At 71.8% G+C, this 18,201-nt stretch carries 18 protein-coding genes; 12 read left to right on the top strand and 6 right to left on the bottom strand.

The annotated features are described in order from the left end of the window. The first annotated feature begins 3 nt into the window (after positions 1-3). The 7 genes from F6X51_RS01555 to flbD all read left to right on the top strand — a co-directional run bounded on the left by F6X51_RS01555 (position 4) and on the right by flbD (position 6,453). On the top strand, positions 4-687 hold the full coding sequence (locus tag F6X51_RS01555) for a flagellar hook assembly protein FlgD (protein WP_150961294.1): 684 nt from the start codon (positions 4-6) through the stop codon (positions 685-687). A 100-nt stretch (positions 688-787) separates the two neighbouring features. After that, complete coding sequence (sciP, locus tag F6X51_RS01550; RefSeq protein WP_055885701.1) at positions 788-1,063, top strand: CtrA inhibitor SciP; 276 nt, start codon at positions 788-790, stop codon at positions 1,061-1,063. 235 nt (positions 1,064-1,298) lie between these two features. Then, entirely contained in the window at positions 1,299-2,915 is a 1,617-nt protein-coding gene (gene fliF / locus F6X51_RS01545) for a flagellar basal-body MS-ring/collar protein FliF (RefSeq protein WP_150961292.1), read from the top strand. 102 nt (positions 2,916-3,017) lie between these two features. Further along, positions 3,018-4,070, top strand: a complete 1,053-nt coding sequence (locus F6X51_RS01540) for a flagellar motor switch protein FliG (RefSeq protein WP_150961290.1) — start codon at positions 3,018-3,020, stop codon at positions 4,068-4,070. Continuing rightward, positions 4,067-4,666, top strand: coding sequence for a FliH/SctL family protein (locus F6X51_RS01535; protein ID WP_150961287.1), 600 nt, complete (start codon positions 4,067-4,069; stop codon positions 4,664-4,666). Before F6X51_RS01540 ends, F6X51_RS01535 begins: the two co-directional genes overlap by 4 nt. A 7-nt stretch (positions 4,667-4,673) precedes the next feature. Continuing rightward, positions 4,674-5,012 carry a flagellar motor switch protein FliN gene (gene fliN / locus F6X51_RS01530; RefSeq protein ID WP_150961285.1) on the top strand — a complete coding sequence of 113 codons (339 nt, stop codon included), beginning with the start codon at positions 4,674-4,676 and terminating at the stop codon, positions 5,010-5,012. 82 nt (positions 5,013-5,094) lie between these two features. Beyond that, complete coding sequence (gene flbD / locus F6X51_RS01525; RefSeq protein WP_150961283.1) at positions 5,095-6,453, top strand: sigma-54-dependent transcriptional regulator FlbD; 1,359 nt, start codon at positions 5,095-5,097, stop codon at positions 6,451-6,453. A gap of 28 nt (positions 6,454-6,481) precedes the next feature. Here the strand turns inward: flbD and F6X51_RS01520 are convergent, their stop codons facing one another. Beyond that, positions 6,482-6,766, bottom strand: a complete 285-nt coding sequence (locus F6X51_RS01520; RefSeq protein WP_150961281.1) for a hypothetical protein — start codon at positions 6,764-6,766, stop codon at positions 6,482-6,484. A 169-nt stretch (positions 6,767-6,935) separates the two neighbouring features. Further along, entirely contained in the window at positions 6,936-8,246 is a 1,311-nt protein-coding gene (locus F6X51_RS01515) for a capsule biosynthesis protein (RefSeq protein ID WP_150961279.1), read from the bottom strand. Positions 8,247-8,729: 483 nt separating this feature from the next. Between F6X51_RS01515 and F6X51_RS01510 the strand changes: the two genes are divergently transcribed. Genes F6X51_RS01510 through fliP form a run of 3 tightly spaced genes read left to right on the top strand, consistent with a single transcriptional unit; the run spans position 8,730 to position 10,933 of the window. Beyond that, positions 8,730-9,029 carry a hypothetical protein gene (locus F6X51_RS01510; protein WP_150961277.1) on the top strand — a complete coding sequence of 100 codons (300 nt, stop codon included), beginning with the start codon at positions 8,730-8,732 and terminating at the stop codon, positions 9,027-9,029. 10 nt (positions 9,030-9,039) lie between these two features. Next, positions 9,040-10,119, top strand: coding sequence for a lysylphosphatidylglycerol synthase domain-containing protein (locus F6X51_RS01505; protein WP_150961275.1), 1,080 nt, complete (start codon positions 9,040-9,042; stop codon positions 10,117-10,119). A 49-nt stretch (positions 10,120-10,168) separates the two neighbouring features. Next, positions 10,169-10,933 carry a flagellar type III secretion system pore protein FliP gene (gene fliP / locus F6X51_RS01500; protein ID WP_150961273.1) on the top strand — a complete coding sequence of 255 codons (765 nt, stop codon included), beginning with the start codon at positions 10,169-10,171 and terminating at the stop codon, positions 10,931-10,933. Positions 10,934-10,937: 4 nt separating this feature from the next. Here fliP and F6X51_RS01495 read toward each other — a convergent pair whose 3' ends face one another. The 4 genes from F6X51_RS01495 to F6X51_RS27655 all read right to left on the bottom strand — a co-directional run bounded on the left by F6X51_RS01495 (position 10,938) and on the right by F6X51_RS27655 (position 16,019). Then, positions 10,938-14,282 carry a hypothetical protein gene (locus F6X51_RS01495; protein ID WP_246696556.1) on the bottom strand — a complete coding sequence of 1,115 codons (3,345 nt, stop codon included), beginning with the start codon at positions 14,280-14,282 and terminating at the stop codon, positions 10,938-10,940. Positions 14,283-14,472: 190 nt separating this feature from the next. Next, positions 14,473-14,883: a hypothetical protein gene (locus F6X51_RS01490; RefSeq protein ID WP_150961269.1), complete on the bottom strand. Its 411-nt coding sequence runs from the start codon at positions 14,881-14,883 to the stop codon at positions 14,473-14,475. 41 nt (positions 14,884-14,924) lie between these two features. Further along, the gene (locus F6X51_RS01485; RefSeq protein ID WP_150961267.1) at positions 14,925-15,590 is read right to left on the bottom strand and encodes an invasion associated locus B family protein; all 666 of its coding nucleotides are present in this window, start codon (positions 15,588-15,590) and stop codon (positions 14,925-14,927) included. A 252-nt stretch (positions 15,591-15,842) separates the two neighbouring features. Next, the gene (locus F6X51_RS27655) at positions 15,843-16,019 is read right to left on the bottom strand and encodes a hypothetical protein (RefSeq protein ID WP_191969976.1); all 177 of its coding nucleotides are present in this window, start codon (positions 16,017-16,019) and stop codon (positions 15,843-15,845) included. 282 nt (positions 16,020-16,301) lie between these two features. On the opposite strand from F6X51_RS27655, the gene F6X51_RS01480 reads away from it, so the two are divergent. Together F6X51_RS01480 and F6X51_RS01475 are read left to right on the top strand one after the other, a co-directional pair. Next, positions 16,302-17,747, top strand: a complete 1,446-nt coding sequence (locus F6X51_RS01480; RefSeq protein WP_150961265.1) for a homospermidine synthase — start codon at positions 16,302-16,304, stop codon at positions 17,745-17,747. A gap of 112 nt (positions 17,748-17,859) precedes the next feature. Next, complete coding sequence (locus F6X51_RS01475; RefSeq protein WP_150961264.1) at positions 17,860-18,201, top strand: hypothetical protein; 342 nt, start codon at positions 17,860-17,862, stop codon at positions 18,199-18,201.

Below are 18,201 nucleotides of genomic sequence, written 5' to 3'. Positions count from 1 at the left end.
AAGATGGCATCGGGCATCAGCGGCCTGGCGAGCACCGCCACCACCGCGTCGGCCTCCACGGGCTCGGGCACGACCTCGCAGGAGATCGCCGGCAACTTCACGCAGTTCCTGACGCTGCTGACGACGCAGCTCAAGAACCAGAACCCCCTCGACCCGATGGACACGAACCAGTTCACGCAGCAGCTGGTGCAGTTCGCGCAGGTCGAGCAGCAGCTGAAGGGCAACGACCGCCTGGACTCGATCCTGACCAACGCGAAATCCGCGAGCGCGGCCTCCTCGACGGCCTATATCGGCCAGACCGTCACGGCGGACGGCAAGACGGCCCAGCTGAAGAACGGCGCGGCAACCTGGAACCTGACCCCCGCGCGCGCCGCCGCCAAGGCGACGATCACGATCTCGGACGCCAAGGGCAACGTCGTCGGCACGCAGGTGAAGTCGCTGGCCGCCGGGTCGCAGACCTTCGCCTGGGACGGGCGCAACTCCGCGAACCTGACCTCCCCGGACGGGCAATATTCCATCACGATCAACGCGGTGGACGCCACGGGCCAGACCGTCAGCGTCGATACGGCTGTCAGCGGCAAGGTCGACGGGGTCGATCTCAGCGGGACCGAGCCGGTCCTGACGATCGGGAATGCGCGCCTTCCGGTGTCGAGCGTGCGCTCGATCGGGAGCGGGTTGTCCACATAGGCGGGATATCGAATCAGATACGAACGATCCGCTTCAACATATTTTAAGCGGGTGCAAGTAGCTTCCGTCCTCGACAGGTCAGTCGAGTGTAGAGCGTATCATGACCGAACCGCACCGCCCGAGAGTGAAATACGTGATCGGGCCCGATGGCAGCCCCCTGACGATCGCCGACCTTCCGCCGACCACCACCCGCCGCTGGGTGATCCGCCGCAAGGCGGAGGTGGTCGCGGCGGTGCGCGGCGGCCTCCTGAGCCTCGAGGAAGCCTGCCAGCGATACACCCTCACCACCGAGGAGTTCCTGAGCTGGCAGTTCTCCATCGACCAGCACGGCCTCGCGGGCCTGCGCACGACCCGCATCCAGCATTACCGCCACTAGGGTGATCCGCGATGGCCCGGCGCCAGAGCGTCGGCGCCGTCCCCGAAATCAGAGCCGCGTCCGGGATGCCGGGCGCGGCTCTGCGGTTTTCCGGGCCAATCGTTTTCCGGGCCAATCGGGTCCCGCGGCCCTCTCCGGGCCCAAGCGTTAACCGGCCGCTAACCACGCTCCAGGCAAATTTTGCCGAGCGAACGCCGGCTGTCGGCCGCGCGTCGATGGGTGGGTGCGTCGCGTCGTGAAACCGGTTCTCGATCTGGTGACGAAACTGGGCCCGGCGCGGCTCGCCGCCATGGCGGCGGTGACCCTGACCCTGATCGGATTCTTCGCCTTCGTGATCCTGCGCGTCTCGCGCCCCGACATGGGGGTGCTCTTCGCCGACCTCTCGATGCAGGATTCGAGCGCGGTGATCCGCGACCTCGACGCTCGCGGCATCCGCTACGAGAGCCGGGGCGATGCCGGCCAGACCATCCTGGCGCCCCGCGGCGACCTCGCGCGCCTGCGCATGGACCTTGCCGGCAAGGGCCTGCCGACCCAGGCCGGGGTCGGCTACGAGATCTTCGACAAGGGCGACGCCTTCTCATCCACCAACTTCGTGCAGAACGTGAACCACCTGCGGGCCCTTGAAGGGGAGCTCGCCCGCTCGATCCGGGCCATCGGCCGGGTCCAGGCGGCCCGCGTCCACCTCGTCATGCCGGAGCGCCGTCTGTTCGAGCGCGACCGCGAGATGCCGAGCGCCGCGATCGTGCTCAAGCTGATGGGCGACCTCGATGCCGGGCAGGTGCGGGCCATCCGGCACCTCGCCGCCTCGTCGGTCGAGGGCCTGAAGCCGGAGCGGGTCTCGATCGTCGACGAGCGCGGCCGGCTGCTGGCGGACGGCGCCCGCGGGGGCGACGGGGAGGCCGGGGCCGGCCTCGACGAGAAGCAATCGGGCCTGGAGCGGCGGCTGCGCACGCAGATCGAAGAGATCGTGGCCGGCATCGTCGGCCAGGGCCGCGCCCGCGTGCAGGTCGCGGCGGAGCTCGCGACCAACCGCATCGAGAGCCGCTCCGAGACCTTCGACCCCGAGAGCCGGGTCGTGCGCTCGAGCCAGACCCGCAACGAGACCGCCCTGACGGGGGGCGCCGAGGGCGCGGTCAGCGTCGGGAACGAGCTGCCGGGCGCCAACCAGCAGGAGAAGGCCCCGACGCAGAAGGACTCGACCAACAAGACCGAGGAGACCACGAATTACGAGATCTCCCGCGTCACCAAGACGGAGATCGTCGAGGGCGGCCGGATCAAGCGCCTGTCGGTGGCGGTGGTGGTCGACGGCGCCTACGCGCCCGGACCCGACGGCAAGCTCGCCTACCAGGCCCGGCCCGCTGCCGAGATCGAGCGGATCGCCGCCCTGGTGCGCACCGCGGTCGGCTTCGACAAGGCCCGCGGCGACCAGGTCGAGGTGGTGAACCTGCGCTTCGCCGAGGCGCCGGCGGTGCCCGAGTTCAGCGAGCCGGGCCTGATCCAGTCGCTGCTCGCGCCGAGCAAGGAGGACATCCTGCGCATCGTCGAGCTGGCGGTGCTGTCGCTCCTCACCCTCATCGTGCTGATGGCCGTGGTCCGGCCGCTCCTGCGCAGGGTGCTGACCCCGGAGCCGATGCCCGCGGCCCTGCTGGCGGGCCCGGCGCTCGCCGGCATCGAGGGCGGGATGGCCGAGATGCCGACGGGCCCGCGCGACAACCCCACCGCCCGCCTCGTCGAGTTCGCCAAGATCAACGGCCAGGTCCAGGCCGAGACCGTGCAGCGGGTCGTCGACATGGTGCGGGCGAGCCCGGCCGAGACCGTCGAGGTCCTGCGCAACTGGATCCAGGAGAACTGAGGCGGGACAAGTTCGAGGCGAGAGCACGGAGGCGCCGCCGGGTTCGGCGGCGGAACGGTCCCGCGGCGGGGCCGCGGACGGGAGAGCAGGGAGTAGCGGGTCATGGCGTCGGGGCTGAACATATCGGGAGCGATGGATGCGATCGGGGGGACCACCTTCGCGACGATGCCCGGGCCCCAGCGCGCGGCTGCCCTGCTGCTGCTGCTCGGCGAGACCGAGGGGGCGCCGATCTGGCAGCTCCTCGAGGAGGAGGAGATCAAGAAGGTCTCCCACGCCATGGTGCAGCTCGGCTCCCTCGAGTCCGAGACCGTCGAGAAGCTCATCATCGACTTCGTCTCGCGGCTCTCCTCGGGGGGCGGCATCACCTCGAACTTCGAGCGGACCGAGTCGCTCCTGCTCAAGATCTTCCCGACCGAGCAGGTCTCCGCGATCATGGCGGAGATCAAGGGCGCGAGCGGGAAACGCGTCTGGGCCAGCATCGCCCAGATCGACCCGGAGATCCTCGCCTCCTTCCTGCGCAACGAGTACCCGCAGACCGTCGCGGTGGTGCTCTCGAAGGTGCGCTCGGACTACGCCGCCAAGGTGCTGACCATCCTGCCCGAGGAATTCGCCATCGACGTCCTCAACCGCATGCTCCGGATGGAGACGGTGCAGAAGGAGGCTCTGCGCCACATCGAGGAGACCCTGCGGGTCGAGTTCGTCTCGACCATCTCGCAGGCGACGCGCCGGGACGCGCACGAGCTGATGGCCGACGTCTTCAACGCCTTCGACCGCCAGACGGAGGGCCGCTTCCTCGCCGCCCTCGACCAGGCCAACCGCGGCTCGGCCAAGCGCATCCGCGAACTGATGTTCACCTTCGAGGACCTGTTGAAGCTCGATCCCGGCAGCGTCCAGACCCTGATGCGCAAGATCGACAACGACACCCTCTGCCGCGCCCTGAAGGGCGCCGACGAGCGGGTCCGGTCCTTCTTCATGAGCCAGATGTCGACCCGCGCCGCCAAGAACCTGACGGACGAGATGGGCTCGATCGGGCCGATCCGCCTGAAGGAAGTCGATGAGGCCCAGGCCAAGATGACCGAGCTCGCCAAGGATCTGGCCGAGAAGGGCGAGATCATGATCGCCAAGAACAGCGCCGAAGAGGAGCTGGTCTATTGAACGCGCGGCCCTTCCTGTTCGACACCGATTTCCGCCGTCCGCAGACGACCCAGACCAGCGCCGAGACCGCCGCCGCGCTCGCGGAGGCCGCCGCGCAGGCCCATGTCCGCGGGGTGCAGGAGGGCCGGGCGCAGGCCGAGGCGCAGGCGCAGGGCCGCCTCTCGGACGCCCTCACCCGCCTCAGCCTCGCGGCGGCCGGGCTCCTGGCGCAGAGCGACGCGCGCGACGCCGAGCGGGAGGCGATGGCGATCGACGTCGCGGTGCTCCTGGCCCGGCGCGTGGCGGGCGAGGCCCTCGACGCCAACCCGCTGGCCACCATCGGCGAGGCCGCGCGCTCCGCCCTGCGGCACCTGCGCGGCGTGCCCCACCTCGTGGTGCGGGTGCATGACAGCCTCGTCGACGAGGCGGAGGCGCTGATGAAAGCGCTTGCCCGCGAGCGCGGCTACGAGGGCCGCCTCGTCGTCCTCGGCGAGCCCGACCTCTTCCCCGGCGACGCCCGCATCGAGTGGGCGGATGGCGGCGTCGTGCGCGACCGCGCCCGCATCGAATCCACCATCCTCGAGGCCCTGGGCCTCGATCCGACGATCACGCGCTGAGGCACCCATGTCCGACGATTTCAACCTGCCGCAGCTCAACGAGAGCGACCCCGCCTTCGACGGCCTCGGCTCGATCCGCGACGCGCCGACGACGCCCAAGAGCGCGTCCGACCTCGAGCAGCTCTTCGACGTCCCGGTGGTGGTCTCGGCGGTGCTCGGCTCCTCGCGCATGCCGATCGGCGACCTGCTGCAGCTCTCCCCCGGCGCGGTGCTCGAGCTCGACCGCAAGGTCGGCGAGGCAATCGACATCTTCGTCAACAACCGCCTCGTCGCCCGCGGCGAGGTCGTCCTCGTCGAGGACCGCCTCGGCGTCACCATGACCGAGATCGTCAAGGGCGAGCACTGACCCGCCGGTCGCCTCGCCCCTGACCTGACCCTCACGGCCCGGCGCCCCCGCGCCGGCCCCTCGCCCAGACGGAGTGCCCGCCATGCGGCTCTTGATCATCGGACGGCTCAACGGCGAGCTCGTCACCGCCTCGAAGATCGCGATGAGCCGCGGGGCCGCGGTGACGCAGGCGGACGGCATCCCGCAGGGCCTCGCGGTGCTGCGGGCCAAGGGCGCCGACCTCATCATGATCGATGTCGGCCTCGTGATCCGCGAGCTCGTCACCGCCCTGGACGAGGAGCGCATCCGCACCCCCGTGGTCGCCTGCGGGGTCGCCACGGACGCCCGGGCCGCCGTCGCGGCGATCCAGGCCGGCGCCAAGGAGTACATCCCGCTCCCGCCCGATCCTGACCTGATCGCCGCGGTGCTGGAGGCGGTCGCCGCCGACGGGCGCGCCTTCGTCTGGCGCGACGCCTCGATGGAGCGCGTGGTCAAGCTCGCCGAGCAGGTCGCCCGCTCGGAAGCCTCCGTGCTGATCACCGGCGAGAGCGGCACCGGAAAGGAGGTGCTGGCCCGCCACGTCCACGCCAAGTCCGCCCGGGCCGCCAAGCCCTTCGTGTCGGTCAATTGCGCGGCCATCCCGGAGGCGCTGCTCGAATCCGAGCTGTTCGGCCACGAGAAGGGCGCCTTCACGGGCGCCGTGGCCCGGCGCATCGGCCGCTTCGAGGAGGCGAATGGCGGCACGCTCCTCCTCGACGAAATTTCCGAGATGGATGTGCGCCTGCAATCGAAGCTTCTGCGGGCCCTGCAGGAGCGCGTCATCGACCGGGTCGGCGGCACGGGCTCGGTCAAGGTCGACATCCGGGTGCTCGCGACCTCGAACCGCAACCTCGTCGAGGAGGTCCGCAAGGGCACCTTCCGGGAGGACCTGTTCTACCGCCTGAACGTCGTGCACCTGCGCCTGCCGGCCCTGCGCGAGCGGCCGGCGGACATCCTCGAACTCGCCGCGCATTTCGCAAAAAAGTACGCCGAGGTGAACGGCCTGCCGTTGCGGCCCCTGAGCCGGGCGGCGCAGGGCGTCGTGCGCGAGAACCCCTGGCGCGGCAACGTGCGCGAGCTCGAGAACACGCTCCACCGCGCCGTGCTGCTCGCGAGCGGGCCGGAGATCGGCCCGGACGCGATCATGACGCCGGAGGGCGACGCACTGGCGCCGGGACCGGCCGCCCGCGCGGCGCAGGTGGCGGAGGCGGCGACCCGCGGCCTCGTCGGCCGCACGGTGGCGCAGGTCGAATGCGACCTGATCCTCGACACCCTCGACCATTGCCTCGGCAACCGCACGCACGCGGCCAAGATCCTGGGGATCTCGATCCGCACCCTGCGCAACAAGCTCAACGAGTATGTGGGGGCTGGGCTCGAGGTGGCCGAGCCCGGCAGCGCCCGGGCCGCGGCGGCCTACGGCTGAGCCCCGAAGGCTGGCCGGCGCCCGCGCCTCAGCGGCGCGAGCCGCCCTGCCCGGCATGCGCCGCGGTCTGCGCCGCGAGCGCCGCCTCGAGCTTGCGCATGGCCTCGTGCCGGGCGATGTCGGCCTCGACGTCGCGGATCGTCTCCTCGACGAGGTGGCGCTGGAGCGCGATGCGGGGATCCTCGACGGGCAGAGCCTCGCGCTCCTGCAGCCGCAGCACAGCCTGCCGCACGACCCCGTAGACCTTCTCGCGCTCGGCCCGGTCCATCGACGGCGTGATGGCCTTCGCCACGAGATCAGCGAAATCCGACATGATCAGCGAGATCCGACCTGGCGTTCCGGCATGGCGATCGACGACGATCCTTCGATCCGTGGGGGGCGGGCCCGGGCCGGGTCGCGGCCCCGGGGCCAGAGGCCTCTAGCAGAACCGGGCCGGTGCGATCCAGCCGGCCCCGCCGCTCAGGGCCTCACAGGCGTTGCGCTTACAGGCGCTGATCGTTGATGCCGCCGAGGATCAGGGAGACCGAGCTCCACACTACCAGGAAGCAGAAGAACGTCACGAACAGGGCGTGGGCGCGGCGCGGATAGAGGGTGTCGGTCGGCAGCACCGGCGGCACGAAGGTCGCGAGGTAGATCTGCTGCTTGCTCGCCGAGACGCGGGCCCGGTCGAGCAGCGTGATGGCGGATTCATTGAGCTTCTCGGAGATCAGGCGCTCGACCAGGAGGCCCTCGTACTCGAGCAGGGCCTGCGTGATGTTCGGCAGGCCGTTCACCACCGTGCTCTCCGTGGTGAGCTGGTCCTGGAGCTGCTTCGCCTGCTGGTCGATCGCCGCGACGCTCGCGACCAGCACCTGGATCCCGCGCGCCTTCTCGTCGAGGCCGGAATTGCGCAGGACCTGCAGGTCGTTCTCGGCCTTGAGCTTGTCCCGGCGCAGGGAGGCGAGGGTCAGCAGGGTCGATTCCGCGGACTTGATCGGGTCGATGATGCCCCAGTGGTTGCGGAAGCGCTGGACCTCGAGATAGGCCTTCTTCAGGCGCTCCTGCGCCGCCACCGCGTCGGTCTGGGCATGCGCCACCATGTCGGCCTGGGCGCGGCGGGAGATCGTGTTGATCAGCACCTCGGTCTTGGCGATCACGTCGCGGGCGATTGTCAGGGCGTCGTCGGGGGTGAAGGCCCGGGTCGTCAGGGTGATCACGCCCGACACCGCCTCGATGCGCGCGTCGACGTGGTTGCGCCAGTAGCGGGTCAGCTCCTCGATCGGCTGTGGAGTGCGGTAACGGGCCCAGAAATCGGCCTCGCTGCGCGAGAACATCGTCGAGACGCCGATGCTCCGCTCCACCGCTTCGACGATGCTCTGGCTGTTGATGTAGTCCTTGACGATGAAGCTGTCCTGGCTGTTGTGCTTCTGGATCAGGCTCGTGAACTCGCCGAGGTTGACGTCGCCCATCGGCTCGACGTTGCCGCGCACCGCGAACTGCGCCTCCGCCATGTACTGGTCCGAGGCGAAGACGAAGAGGTACACGGCCATCATGGCCGTCGGCAGCAGGACGAAGAGGCCGAAGCGACGGATCAGCTGCGCCGTGAGGCTGACCTGCTTGTATTCCCGCGGCCGGATGCCGGGCAGGCGGGTCCAGTCGAGCCCCTCCCGGGCCCGCCGCAGCAGGGCGAGGGCGCGGCGGTCGCGGACCGGCTCGATCGTCTCGGCGTTGCGGCGCAGATCCGGCATCGAGCGGCGTGCGACGTCGATGACGCCGCGGAGCCGTTCGCCTTGCTTGACCTCGTCGACGCTCATCCGCTCGTTTTCCTGGGATCCGCTCCGGCACGAGACGGTGGCGGCTCGAAGCCTGCAAGCTCCGGAGCTTGCAGGCTTCGAGCCTTGCGCGTGCCGCACCTTGCGGGTTCGGCCGGGCCTCGGGCGAGGCCGGCCGGCACGGCCGCCGAGATCATCCCGACGTCTCGCGTTTTTCGGCCCTTTTTAAGGCATCCGCGCGTCTCACGGCCGAGGTTCGACCCGAGGCGCGCCGATTCCGCACCCGGGCGCCGCGCGCCGCATCGCCACAGGAGCCCCTGCCCGATTGCGCCGACGCGCGCCAGACCCTACGCGGTCCCGATGAGCGACACAGCGAACGCGGCCGCGATCCCGGGGGGAGACGGCCCGGGGGCGCAGGCCCTGAAGGCATCTGCCCCGAAGGTGCGGACGGCGAGATCGAAGATCGACGCCGTGGTGCTCGTCTGCACCAAGTGCCAGAAGCGCCAGAGACTGCGGAGGCGCGCCGTGCGCGAACTGATCAGGCGCGGGCTCAAGCGGGGCGATGTCAAGCGCAAGGTCCGGGTGGTCGAGACCGGCTGCCTCGGGCCCTGCCCGAAGCGCGCGCTCGCCGTCGCCACCGGGGCGAGCTTGGCTGCGCGAAAAATCCTCTTGCTCGATCCGGCCGCGACGCCCGATGAAGCGATGGCGGCGATCCTCCCCGATTTCAGCCCCAAAGCCGCGCTAGCGCCCGGCCCCGGGGCGGTGGTCGTCGGGCCGTCCGCCCCGTCCGCAGCCACCCCTGCCGGCCCCCTGCCCGGCGCCTGAGGCGTCCCCCATGCCGGTCCGAGACCCCGCACCGACCGAGACCGCGCCGGGCCCCACCGGCCTCGGCCGGGCCCTGCTGCGCCGGGTGCCCCTCGTCGGCACCCTGCTCGGCCTCGGCCTCGCAGTCTGGCTGGTGACGACGAACGACCTGGGGGCGGTGGCGGCCGCGTTCGGGCGCATCGGCCTCCTCGGGCTCGCCGCCGTGGTGTTGATCCGGATCGTCATCATCCTGCTCTGCGGGCTGGCCTGGGCCCGCCTCCTCGCCGGGATCGCCCGGGCCGAGACCGGCGCCTTCCTGATCCTGCGCTTCGTGCGCGAGGGCATCAACGTGCTGCTGCCCGTGGCCTCGGTCGGCGGCGACGTCGTCGGCGGCCGGCTCCTCACCTTCTGGGGCGTCACCGGTGCGCTCGCCGCCGCCTCGATCCTGGCCGACCTCCTGATCCAGGCGGGCACGCAGGCCCTGTTCGCCCTCCTCGGCGCCGTGCTGCTGACCCAGATGGAGGGAGAGGCCGCCGCCGCCCTGTCGGGCTGGGTCCTGCGCGCCCTCGCGGTGGCGGGCCTCGCCCTCGCGGCCTTCTTCTCGCTCCAGCGCCTCGGCGCCATCCGGATGATCGAGCGGCGCCTAGCGAGCGTCGGCCGGCGCTTCGTGCGCGAGGCCGATCCCGCCGGGGCCGGGCCGCTTCCCCCCGCGGCGAGCGTGCAGGACGCCCTCGATGCCGTCTGGGGGCGCGGGCGGCTCGGGCACGTGCTGCAATCGACGCTGCTGCACCTCCTGGCCTGGATGATCGGCTCCCTGGAGATCGCCATCGTGCTGGCCTGCATCGGCGTCGAGGGCGTGACCCTCGCGGAGGTGCTGGTGATCGAGGCGCTCGCGCAGGCGATCAAGTCCGCGGCCTTCCCGATCCCGAGCGGCCTCGGGGTGCAGGAGGGCGGCTTCGTGGTGGTCGGCGCCCTGTTCGGCATCGATGCCGGCACCGCCATCGCCCTGTCGCTCGCCAAGCGCGTGCCCGACGTGGTGCTCGGCCTGCCGGCGCTCCTCGTCTGGCAGAACCTCGAGGCCCGCCGGACCGCAGTGGCGCCCCCCGCGTGAGCCGCCATCGCTTGCACCTCGCCCCGCCGCAATCCAGTTTGCCGCCGCGATGAACACCCCGAATCGATGCTCCCACCGGCGCCGGGCCCTCTGGGCCGCGGCGTTCCTCGGCGCCGCGCTCGCGCTCGGCTCAAGCGAAGCCCTCGCCCAGAGCGTCACGGTGGATCTCGGGGCGGGCGGCGTTACCGAGCGGGCGCTCCAGCTCGTCGCGCTGATCACGGTCCTGGCGCTCGCGCCCTCCGTCCTCGTGATGGCGACCTCGTTCACCCGGATCGTTGTGGTGCTGTCGATCCTGCGCTCGGCCCTCGGCACCCAGACCGCGCCGCCGACCGCGGTGATCATCAGCCTCGCGCTCTTCCTCACCGCCTTCGTGATGGCCCCGACCGCGCGGGAGGCCTACCGGACCGGCGTGGAGCCCCTCATCGCCGGCCAGATCACCCAGGGCGTTGCCTTCGAGCGGGCCTCGGCCCCGTTCAAGACCTTCATGCTGCGCAACGTCCGCGAGAAGGACCTGAAGCTCTTCCTCGACATGGCAAAGGTGCCGACCCCCGCCGGGCCCGAAGGGGTCGGCCTCGAGATCGTCACCCCGGCCTTCATGATCTCGGAGCTGCGCCGCGCCTTCGAGATCGGCTTCCTGCTCTTCATCCCGTTCCTGATCATCGACCTCGTGGTCGCCTCGATCCTGATGGCGGTCGGCATGATGATGGTGCCGCCCGCGACCGTCGCCCTGCCCTTCAAGCTGATCTTCTTCGTCCTCGTCGACGGCTGGACGCTGGTGGCCGGCTCCCTGGTCCAGAGCTACGGGGGCGGCTGAGGGCTCAGCCCGGCGGGGCGGGGGCGTCGGTCCGGTTCTCCGCCGCGCGGCCGCGCTCGGGTACGGCGGTCTCGGGATAGCGCTTGCGGTACTCGGCGAGAAAGGCCGCCAGGGTCTCGGCGCTCGTGGCGCGCTGGGCGATCTCGCGGAAGCCCGGGTTGCGCAGCGCGTTCGCGGCGGTGAGCAGCGCGAAGGTGCGGGCGTCCGCGCTCTCGGCCATCGGCCCGGCGAACTTCGCCTTGAGGCGCTCGAGCCCGAGGCTCTCGGCCGAGAGGTCGTAGGCGATCGCGGCCCGGATCACGTCGGCGCGGGCCGCGTCGTCCAGGGGCTGGCGCCCGCGCCAGGCGTCGCCGAGCAGCATCTCGTGCGCCTCGCCGGCCTCGCGCCAGCGCCGCGCGCCCCACAATATGTCGGCGCGCAGGCGCTGCGCGTCGGCCCCGGTCTCGCCCTCGATCGTCTCCAGCGCGAGGTCCGTGCGCGACAGGTCCGAGAGCGCGCGCGCCCGGATCAGGCTGCGGGCCCGGCGCAGGTCGCCGGGCAGCTCCGGCAGGTAGGTGGCATCGAGGATCTCGAGGGCCTGAAGGGGCTTCGCATCCATCAGGCGGATCGCCGCGAGGCGCGCCGCGACGCCCGCCCGCGCCGGCCCGGCGAGGCGATTGTCGACCTGGTGTTGGAGCAGGTCGGCGGCCGAATCGAGGAGGTCGAGCTCGACCAGCCGGTCGGACAGGCGCCGCACGATCTCGTCGCCCCGCCGCCCGATCGGCGAGAATTCCTTGTAGTCGAAGTAGAGCGCCACCGCCTCGATGCCTGAGAGCGCGTCGCCGCGCCCGGTCAGGAACAGGTCGTCGAACAGGACCTGCGCCTCCGCGTGCAGGGCGCGGCTCGTCGGCGCGTCCGGCGCCGTCGCGTTGGCGCGCCGCGTCATCGCCAGGGCGTCGCGCCAGCGCCCGGCCTCGGCGTAGAGCCGCGCCAGCCCGGCCACGACGCCGTTCTCGGTCTCGCCGCCGCGCCAGGTCAGGAGCAGGCGCTCGAGCCGGTCCACGGTCTCGGCAATCGTGAGCTTGCCCGCGGCGTGGCCGAGGAGCGCCCCCCGCAGCGCCGCCTCGGCGGCTTCCGGCTGGGCGCCGTTCTGGCTCAGGCGCTCGTAGGTGGCCGCCGCCGCGACGCCCTGCCCCGTGGCCTCCTCGATGCGCCCGCGCAGGAGCGCGAGGCGGTCGCGGATGCGGACGTCCGGGGTCCGGCCCGCCGCGGCCGCGATCTGCCCGGTGGCGGCTTCGAGGTCCCCCGCCTCGATCGCGGTCTCGGCGACGATGGCGCGCATCGGTCCCTGCAGGTCGTCCGGGTAGCGGTCGAGGATCGCGAGGGTCCCCCGGAAGGCGCTCTCGGCGGCGAGCCAGCGCCCGGCGGTGGCGTCGGCGTAGCCGCGCCACAGGCTCGCCTCGGGATCGCGCAGGAGGGATTCGACGCTGAGCGCGCGCTTGGCCTCGACGTCCCGGCCCATCAGGGCCTCGGCCGCGCCCCTGAGGATCATCACGTCGCGCTGCGTCGCCATCAGGGGATCGTCCGCCGCGATGGCCTCCAGCACCGCGAGCGCCTCCAGGTTGAGGCCGTTCGCCAGGAGGCTGCGCGCGTAGGCGAGCCGCGGCGGGCCGCGCAGCGAGCCCGAGACGGCGGCGGTCGCGCCGAATTGCTCGCGCAGGGTGTCGCGGACATTGCCCCGGCGCGCGACCTCCCACGGGCCGCGCTGGATCGCCAGGTCGCCGGCCTCCGCCACGGTCACCTCGGGCTGGCGCGCCACCGGCGAGACGGCGAGGCCGCCCTCCCGGGTGATCGCGACCCCGTCGAGGTCGGGGCGGACCACGAGGTCGTCCGCCTGAGCCAGGACCGCGAGGCCGAGGCGGCTCGGCAGCAGCTCGAAATCGACGAAGCGCTGGCGCTTGGCGATGCCCGCCGGCCGGCGCCCGGCACTGGTCACGACGGCGATCCGCTCGCCGGCGAGGTCGAGCCAGGTGGCGCGGCCGGGATCCGGCAGGGTGATCCCGAGTCCGACCCGGCCGCCGGCCGCCGGCAGGCGCGTCGCAACCAGGGTGTCGCTCGGGCTCAGGGTCTCGCCCGCGACGAGCTCCCAGCCGGAGGGCGCCTCCGGATCGCCCACGGGCAGGAGGTCGATGAGGCGCCCGGCCGGCACTCCGAACTGGAGCGCCACGACGCCGCCGGTGCGCGAAGGCTCGCCCACGGGGCGGAGCCCGCTGCGGCCGGGATCCGGCACCGCCACGGGCTCGGCCGTCTCGAACACCAGGGTGGCGAGGCCGGCGCGCTCGAACAGCGCCGCCGGGACCGGCTGGCCGAAGCGGAACACGAGGCCGTCCCCGGCCGGGCGCGGCGGGCGGACCGGGCGCGCCTGGGCGGCGTCCGCGGCCTTCGTGTCGCTGCGCGGCGGCGCGGCCGGCTGCGCGGCGGCGCCCTGCCCGGCGCGGGCCCCCTTCGCAGGCTCGGGCTTGCGATCGGTCGGGTCCGCCGGCGCCCTGGCGATGGTCTCCCTGGAGGTCGGGTCGTTGTCGGTCGCGGCTTTGTCGGCCGAGGCCTTGTCCGCGGGCTCGGAGCCCGCGGCCTTCCGCGGCGCGACGTCGACCGTGAGGCCGTCCTCGTCCCGGTCAGTCGTGACCGCGTAGTCCTCGGCCGGCGTCACCAGGAGGGTCGCGGCCTTCTCGTCGGACTCGGTCGTCAGCGCGGCGATGGCCGGCTTGGTGCGCCCGCGCGTATCGGCGACGTCGAAACGCCAGGCGCCCGGGAGGGTGATCCGGGTCGCCGCGCCGGTCCGCTCGATCCCGGGCTTCACGTCCGCCGGCAGCCGCACGGAGAGGCGCGTGAGGGAGGGCAGGTGTGCGACTTCGAGGCTCAGGGGCTTCGGCACCGGGGCCGGCGTCGCGGCCTTCAGCGCCGCCTCGGCGACCTGCGCGCGGCGAGCGAGGTCGGCCACGATCTCGGGGGGCAGCGGCGGAGGCAGCCCGGCCCAGCTCTCGGGCAGCAGGTCGACGAAGACCTGCTCGCCGGCTTCCTGCACGTTGATGCGGTAGGGGCGCTGCAGGGCGAGGCGCAGGCCGGTGCCGTCCGGGTCGCGGCGGACCGCGGAGATGAAGGCGGGCATCTCGGTGGCGAGGCGCTCGCTGCCGCCGGGGGCCCGCTCGGCGTAGCTCAGGACGAGGATGGTCCCGGACAGCTTCGCCCGCACGGGCACCCACTTGTCGAAGGCCAGGACGATGCGGCCGTAGCTCTCGGGCTGGCTTCCCTTGGCCGAGAGCAGGCGGGCAGCCTCGGCCGGGGCGAGCCCGGCCGCGAGGCCGAGCATCAGCGCCAGCGGCCCGGCGGCCAGGGCTTTCCGGCCGGTGCGCCGCGCCGAAGCGCCGCGCCGGCCGGACCGCCGTCCTGTTGCGAGAGCCGCCCCCATCGCGAACGCCACACCCGAGAGCGGCGGGCGCCCTCACGGGAAGACGCGTCGCCGGAAACACCACACCGGAGCGGAGTGTGGCGGAACGCGGCTAACGCCCGCTTAATCCGGGGCGCTCCTTCCTGACGATGAGACCGGGAACCGCGCTGCCGCCTTCACCGAAGGTCTCGACTGCCCGCTTGCAATTGGCCGGCACGTCCTTCTGGTAGATCTCCGTATAGGCCTTCGCCCGCAGATGGAGTTCGCCCTGCGCCAGCTCTCCCGGGTCGACGCCGAGGCGCGAGACGGCGCCGCGCAGCCGCTGCGGATCGCCTTTCGCTTCGGGACAGAAGACGTCCACGAAGGCCACGAGACCGGCGAGCTTGGCGGCGCCGTTGCGCTGACGCTCGACCCTGGGGTCGGCGGCCGGCGCGTCGGGGCCGGTCTGCGCGTGCGCGGGCCGGGCCATGAGGGGGACCATCAGGGCGGTGGCGAGGACGGCCGCGATCAGGTTGCGCGTCATCGTCGTCTCCCTAGAGGATGCCCCGGAGACGACCTCCGAATTCAACTCCCGAACGCGATGACGCGGGCCAGGGCGGCCGCGAAGCCGTTCAGCGGCACGGTGATCACGGTCGGCTCCGCGCCCTCGCGCTTCTGCGCCGTCACGGTGAGCTTCTGGGCCGTCTTCATCGCGTCGGTGGCGAGCGTCGGGAAGCTGATCGGCACGTAGCAGCCCTCGGGGCCGCAGGTGAGATAAGGCGCGCCCTTGCCGAGCGCGGTCTCGTCGAGCGTGAAGCTGACGCCTGCCTCGATCGACTGTCCGAACGGCATCAGGATCAGGCCCTCGGAGCGGCCGTCCTTCGGGGCCTTCAGCTCGAAGGCGAACTGGCGCCGCCCGGTCTTGGCATCCCCCTGGGTCTGGACGATGTTGCACTGGGTCTCGGTCTCGCGGACGCAATTGACCGTCCAGTCGCCGTAGGTCTCGCTGACCGCGCTGGCACCCACCGGCCAGACCGCCGCGGCGGTGGTGGGCTTCGCCTCGGATTTGGCGTCGGGCTTCGGCTCGGCCTTGGCGGCGGGTTTCGGCGGTGGCTTGCGCGGGGCAAGCTTCGGCTTCGGCGCGGCCTCGGGGGCCGCCGGCGCTTCCTCCTGCGCCCGGGCGGGCGCGGCGGCGAGGACGCCGAGGGCGATCAGGGCGGCGAACGGACGGATCCCGCGGAGCGGCGGCATGGGAAGTCCCCGTGGGTGACGGCGATGACGGAGTGCCGCCTACCCGCCCGGCGCAGCGGACGCAATCGAGGGACCGGGATTTCCGCGCAAAACTCCGGCACCGCGCGCCGACCCATGCCGCCGGAGCAAGACACGCCGGTGCGGCGGGCCAAGACGCCGGGGCCGGATTTCGGCGCGCGGCGCGTGCGGAATGACTCGGAGCGCGTACGGACTTACTTCGGCGCGAGCGAAATTACTTCGGCGCGAGCGAAATTACTTCGGCGCGTGGAAGTCGACCGCGCGGGCCTTGTCGCAGCGGCGGGCGAAGGCCGAGGCGTGGCCGCGGCGGATCGCCCGCACGATGCTGGCGGCGAGGGTGAGGACGCCGGGATCGCGGTCCAGGGGCTCGTCGACGGGCTTGGCGAGGCTGGAGACGAGGGCTGTGAGCATGGGTGGGTCCTTCAGATGACGCGGCGCGAACGCGGGTCATCGGCCTGTGTGCTGCATTGCAATATTAGGAGCCTCGGTTTTTGCTGCAATGCAGCTTGGCCGATGGTGCGCCATGCATCCGCGTCATGCGTCGGCAACGGTTCGTTCACCGATCCCGGGGTGCGCCGCGGTTGACCCGGCGGCTCCGAGGCGCCACTAGCCCGTCGCTCATTCGTCATTTCCGGCACTTATGCACGCCGCTTCGTCCGACGAGGCGACCTGAGAAGAAGGATTGCTCGCGCCATGACAGACCAATCGACCCAGCACCCGATCCACGGCCGGATCACCGGTCCCATCGTGATGATCGGGTTCGGCTCGATTGGCCGCGGCACGCTCCCGCTCATCGAGCGTCACTTCAGCTACGACAAGGCGCGCTTCACGGTGATCGACCCCTCCGACAAGGACCGGGGCCTCGCCGACAAGCACGGCCTGCGCTTCGAGAAGGTGGCGCTCACGAAGGAGAACTACCGCGAGGTCCTGACGCCGCTGCTCACCGAGGGCGGCGGCCAGGGCTTCTGCGTCAACCTCTCGGTCGACACCTCGTCCCGCGCGATCCTGGAATTGTGCCGCGAGCTCGGCGCCCTCTACATCGACACGGTAGCCGAGCCCTGGCCGGGCTTCTACTTCGACAAGACCAGGAGCCAGGGCGACCGCACCAACTACGCCCTGCGCCAGGACATCCTGGACGCCCGCGCGGCGAGCCCCGGCGGCCCGACCGCGGTGTCCTGCTGCGGCGCCAATCCCGGCATGGTGTCCTGGTTCGTCAAGCAGGCGCTTCTCAACGTCGCGCAGGAGCTCGGCGTGACGACGCCGGAGCCGACCTCCCGCGAGGGCTGGGCCGCGCTCATGCGCGAGGTCGGCGTGAAGGGCATCCACATCGCCGAGCGCGACACCCAGCGCGCCAAGTCCGAGAAGCCGATGGGCGTGTTCGTCAACACCTGGTCGGTCGAGGGCTTCGTCTCCGAGGGCAACCAGCCGGCCGAGCTCGGCTGGGGCACGCACGAGACCTGGAAGCCCGACAACGCCCGCGAGCAGGAGAAGGGCTCGCGCTGCGCGATCTACCTGCTGCAGCCCGGCGCCGACACCCGGGTGCGCTCCTGGACGCCCACTGCCCAGTCTCAGTTCGGCTTCCTCGTCACCCACAACGAGGCGATCTCGATCGCCGACTACTACTCGGTGAAGGAGGGCGATGCCGTCGCCTACCGTCCGACCTGCCACTACGCTTACCACCCCTGCAACGAGGCGGTGCTGTCGCTGCACGAGATGTTCGGCAATGCCGGCGCGGTGCAGGCGGAGCACCACATCCTCGACGAGAACGAGATCGTCGACGGCATCGACGAGCTCGGCGTGCTGCTCTACGGCCACGCCAGGAACGCCTACTGGTACGGCTCGCAGCTCTCGATCGAGGAAACGCGCCGGATCGCCCCCTACCAGAACGCCACCGGCCTGCAGGTGACCTCGGCGGTCCTCGCCGGCATGGTCTGGGCGCTGGAGAACCCCGAGGCCGGCATCGTCGAGGCGGACGAGATCGATTTCCGCCGCTGCCTCGAAGTGCAGACCCCGTATCTCGGCCCCGTCGTCGGGGTCTACACCGACTGGACCCCCCTCGCGGGCCGCCCGGGCCTGTTCCCGGAGGACATCGACGAGAGCGATCCCTGGCAGTTCCGCAACGTCCTGGTGCATGGCTGAGGCGAGGCCCTCCGGCAGGGCGTCGCAGCGGCGCCCCGCCGCCTTTGAATGCCTGTCGCGTCCGCGCGGTGGGTGATAAGCTCGCGCTTGGATCGAGCACGAGTTGTCGCCCTTGCCCCATTTCGAAGATTTCTACGCCGACAAGCTGCGCGGCTCGCTCGGCGTCACGGACGCCGAATCGGTGCTGGACCTGCGCGGCACCAACCGCCCGACCGCCGAGGCCTCCCTCAAGGACATGCTGGAGCGCAGCCGCTTCTCCAAGGGCAAGACCGTGGCGATCCGCCTCGACGCGCCACCGGACGGCGGGGGCGAGACCCTGTTCCAGCCGGCGGGGCGCCTCCTCCTCGACGCCAAGCGCCGCGGCCTGATCGAGCGCCTGCAGACCCTGCCGGCGCAGGACGGGCTCGGCTTCTACGTGGCGCTCGCGGGCAAGGCCCAGCGCGACCCGGAGTGA

This window comes from Methylobacterium planeticum (assembly GCF_008806345.1).
Classification (GTDB): Bacteria; Pseudomonadota; Alphaproteobacteria; order Rhizobiales; family Beijerinckiaceae; genus Methylobacterium; species Methylobacterium planeticum.
This window is presented reverse-complemented; position numbering and strand designations above follow the sequence as displayed.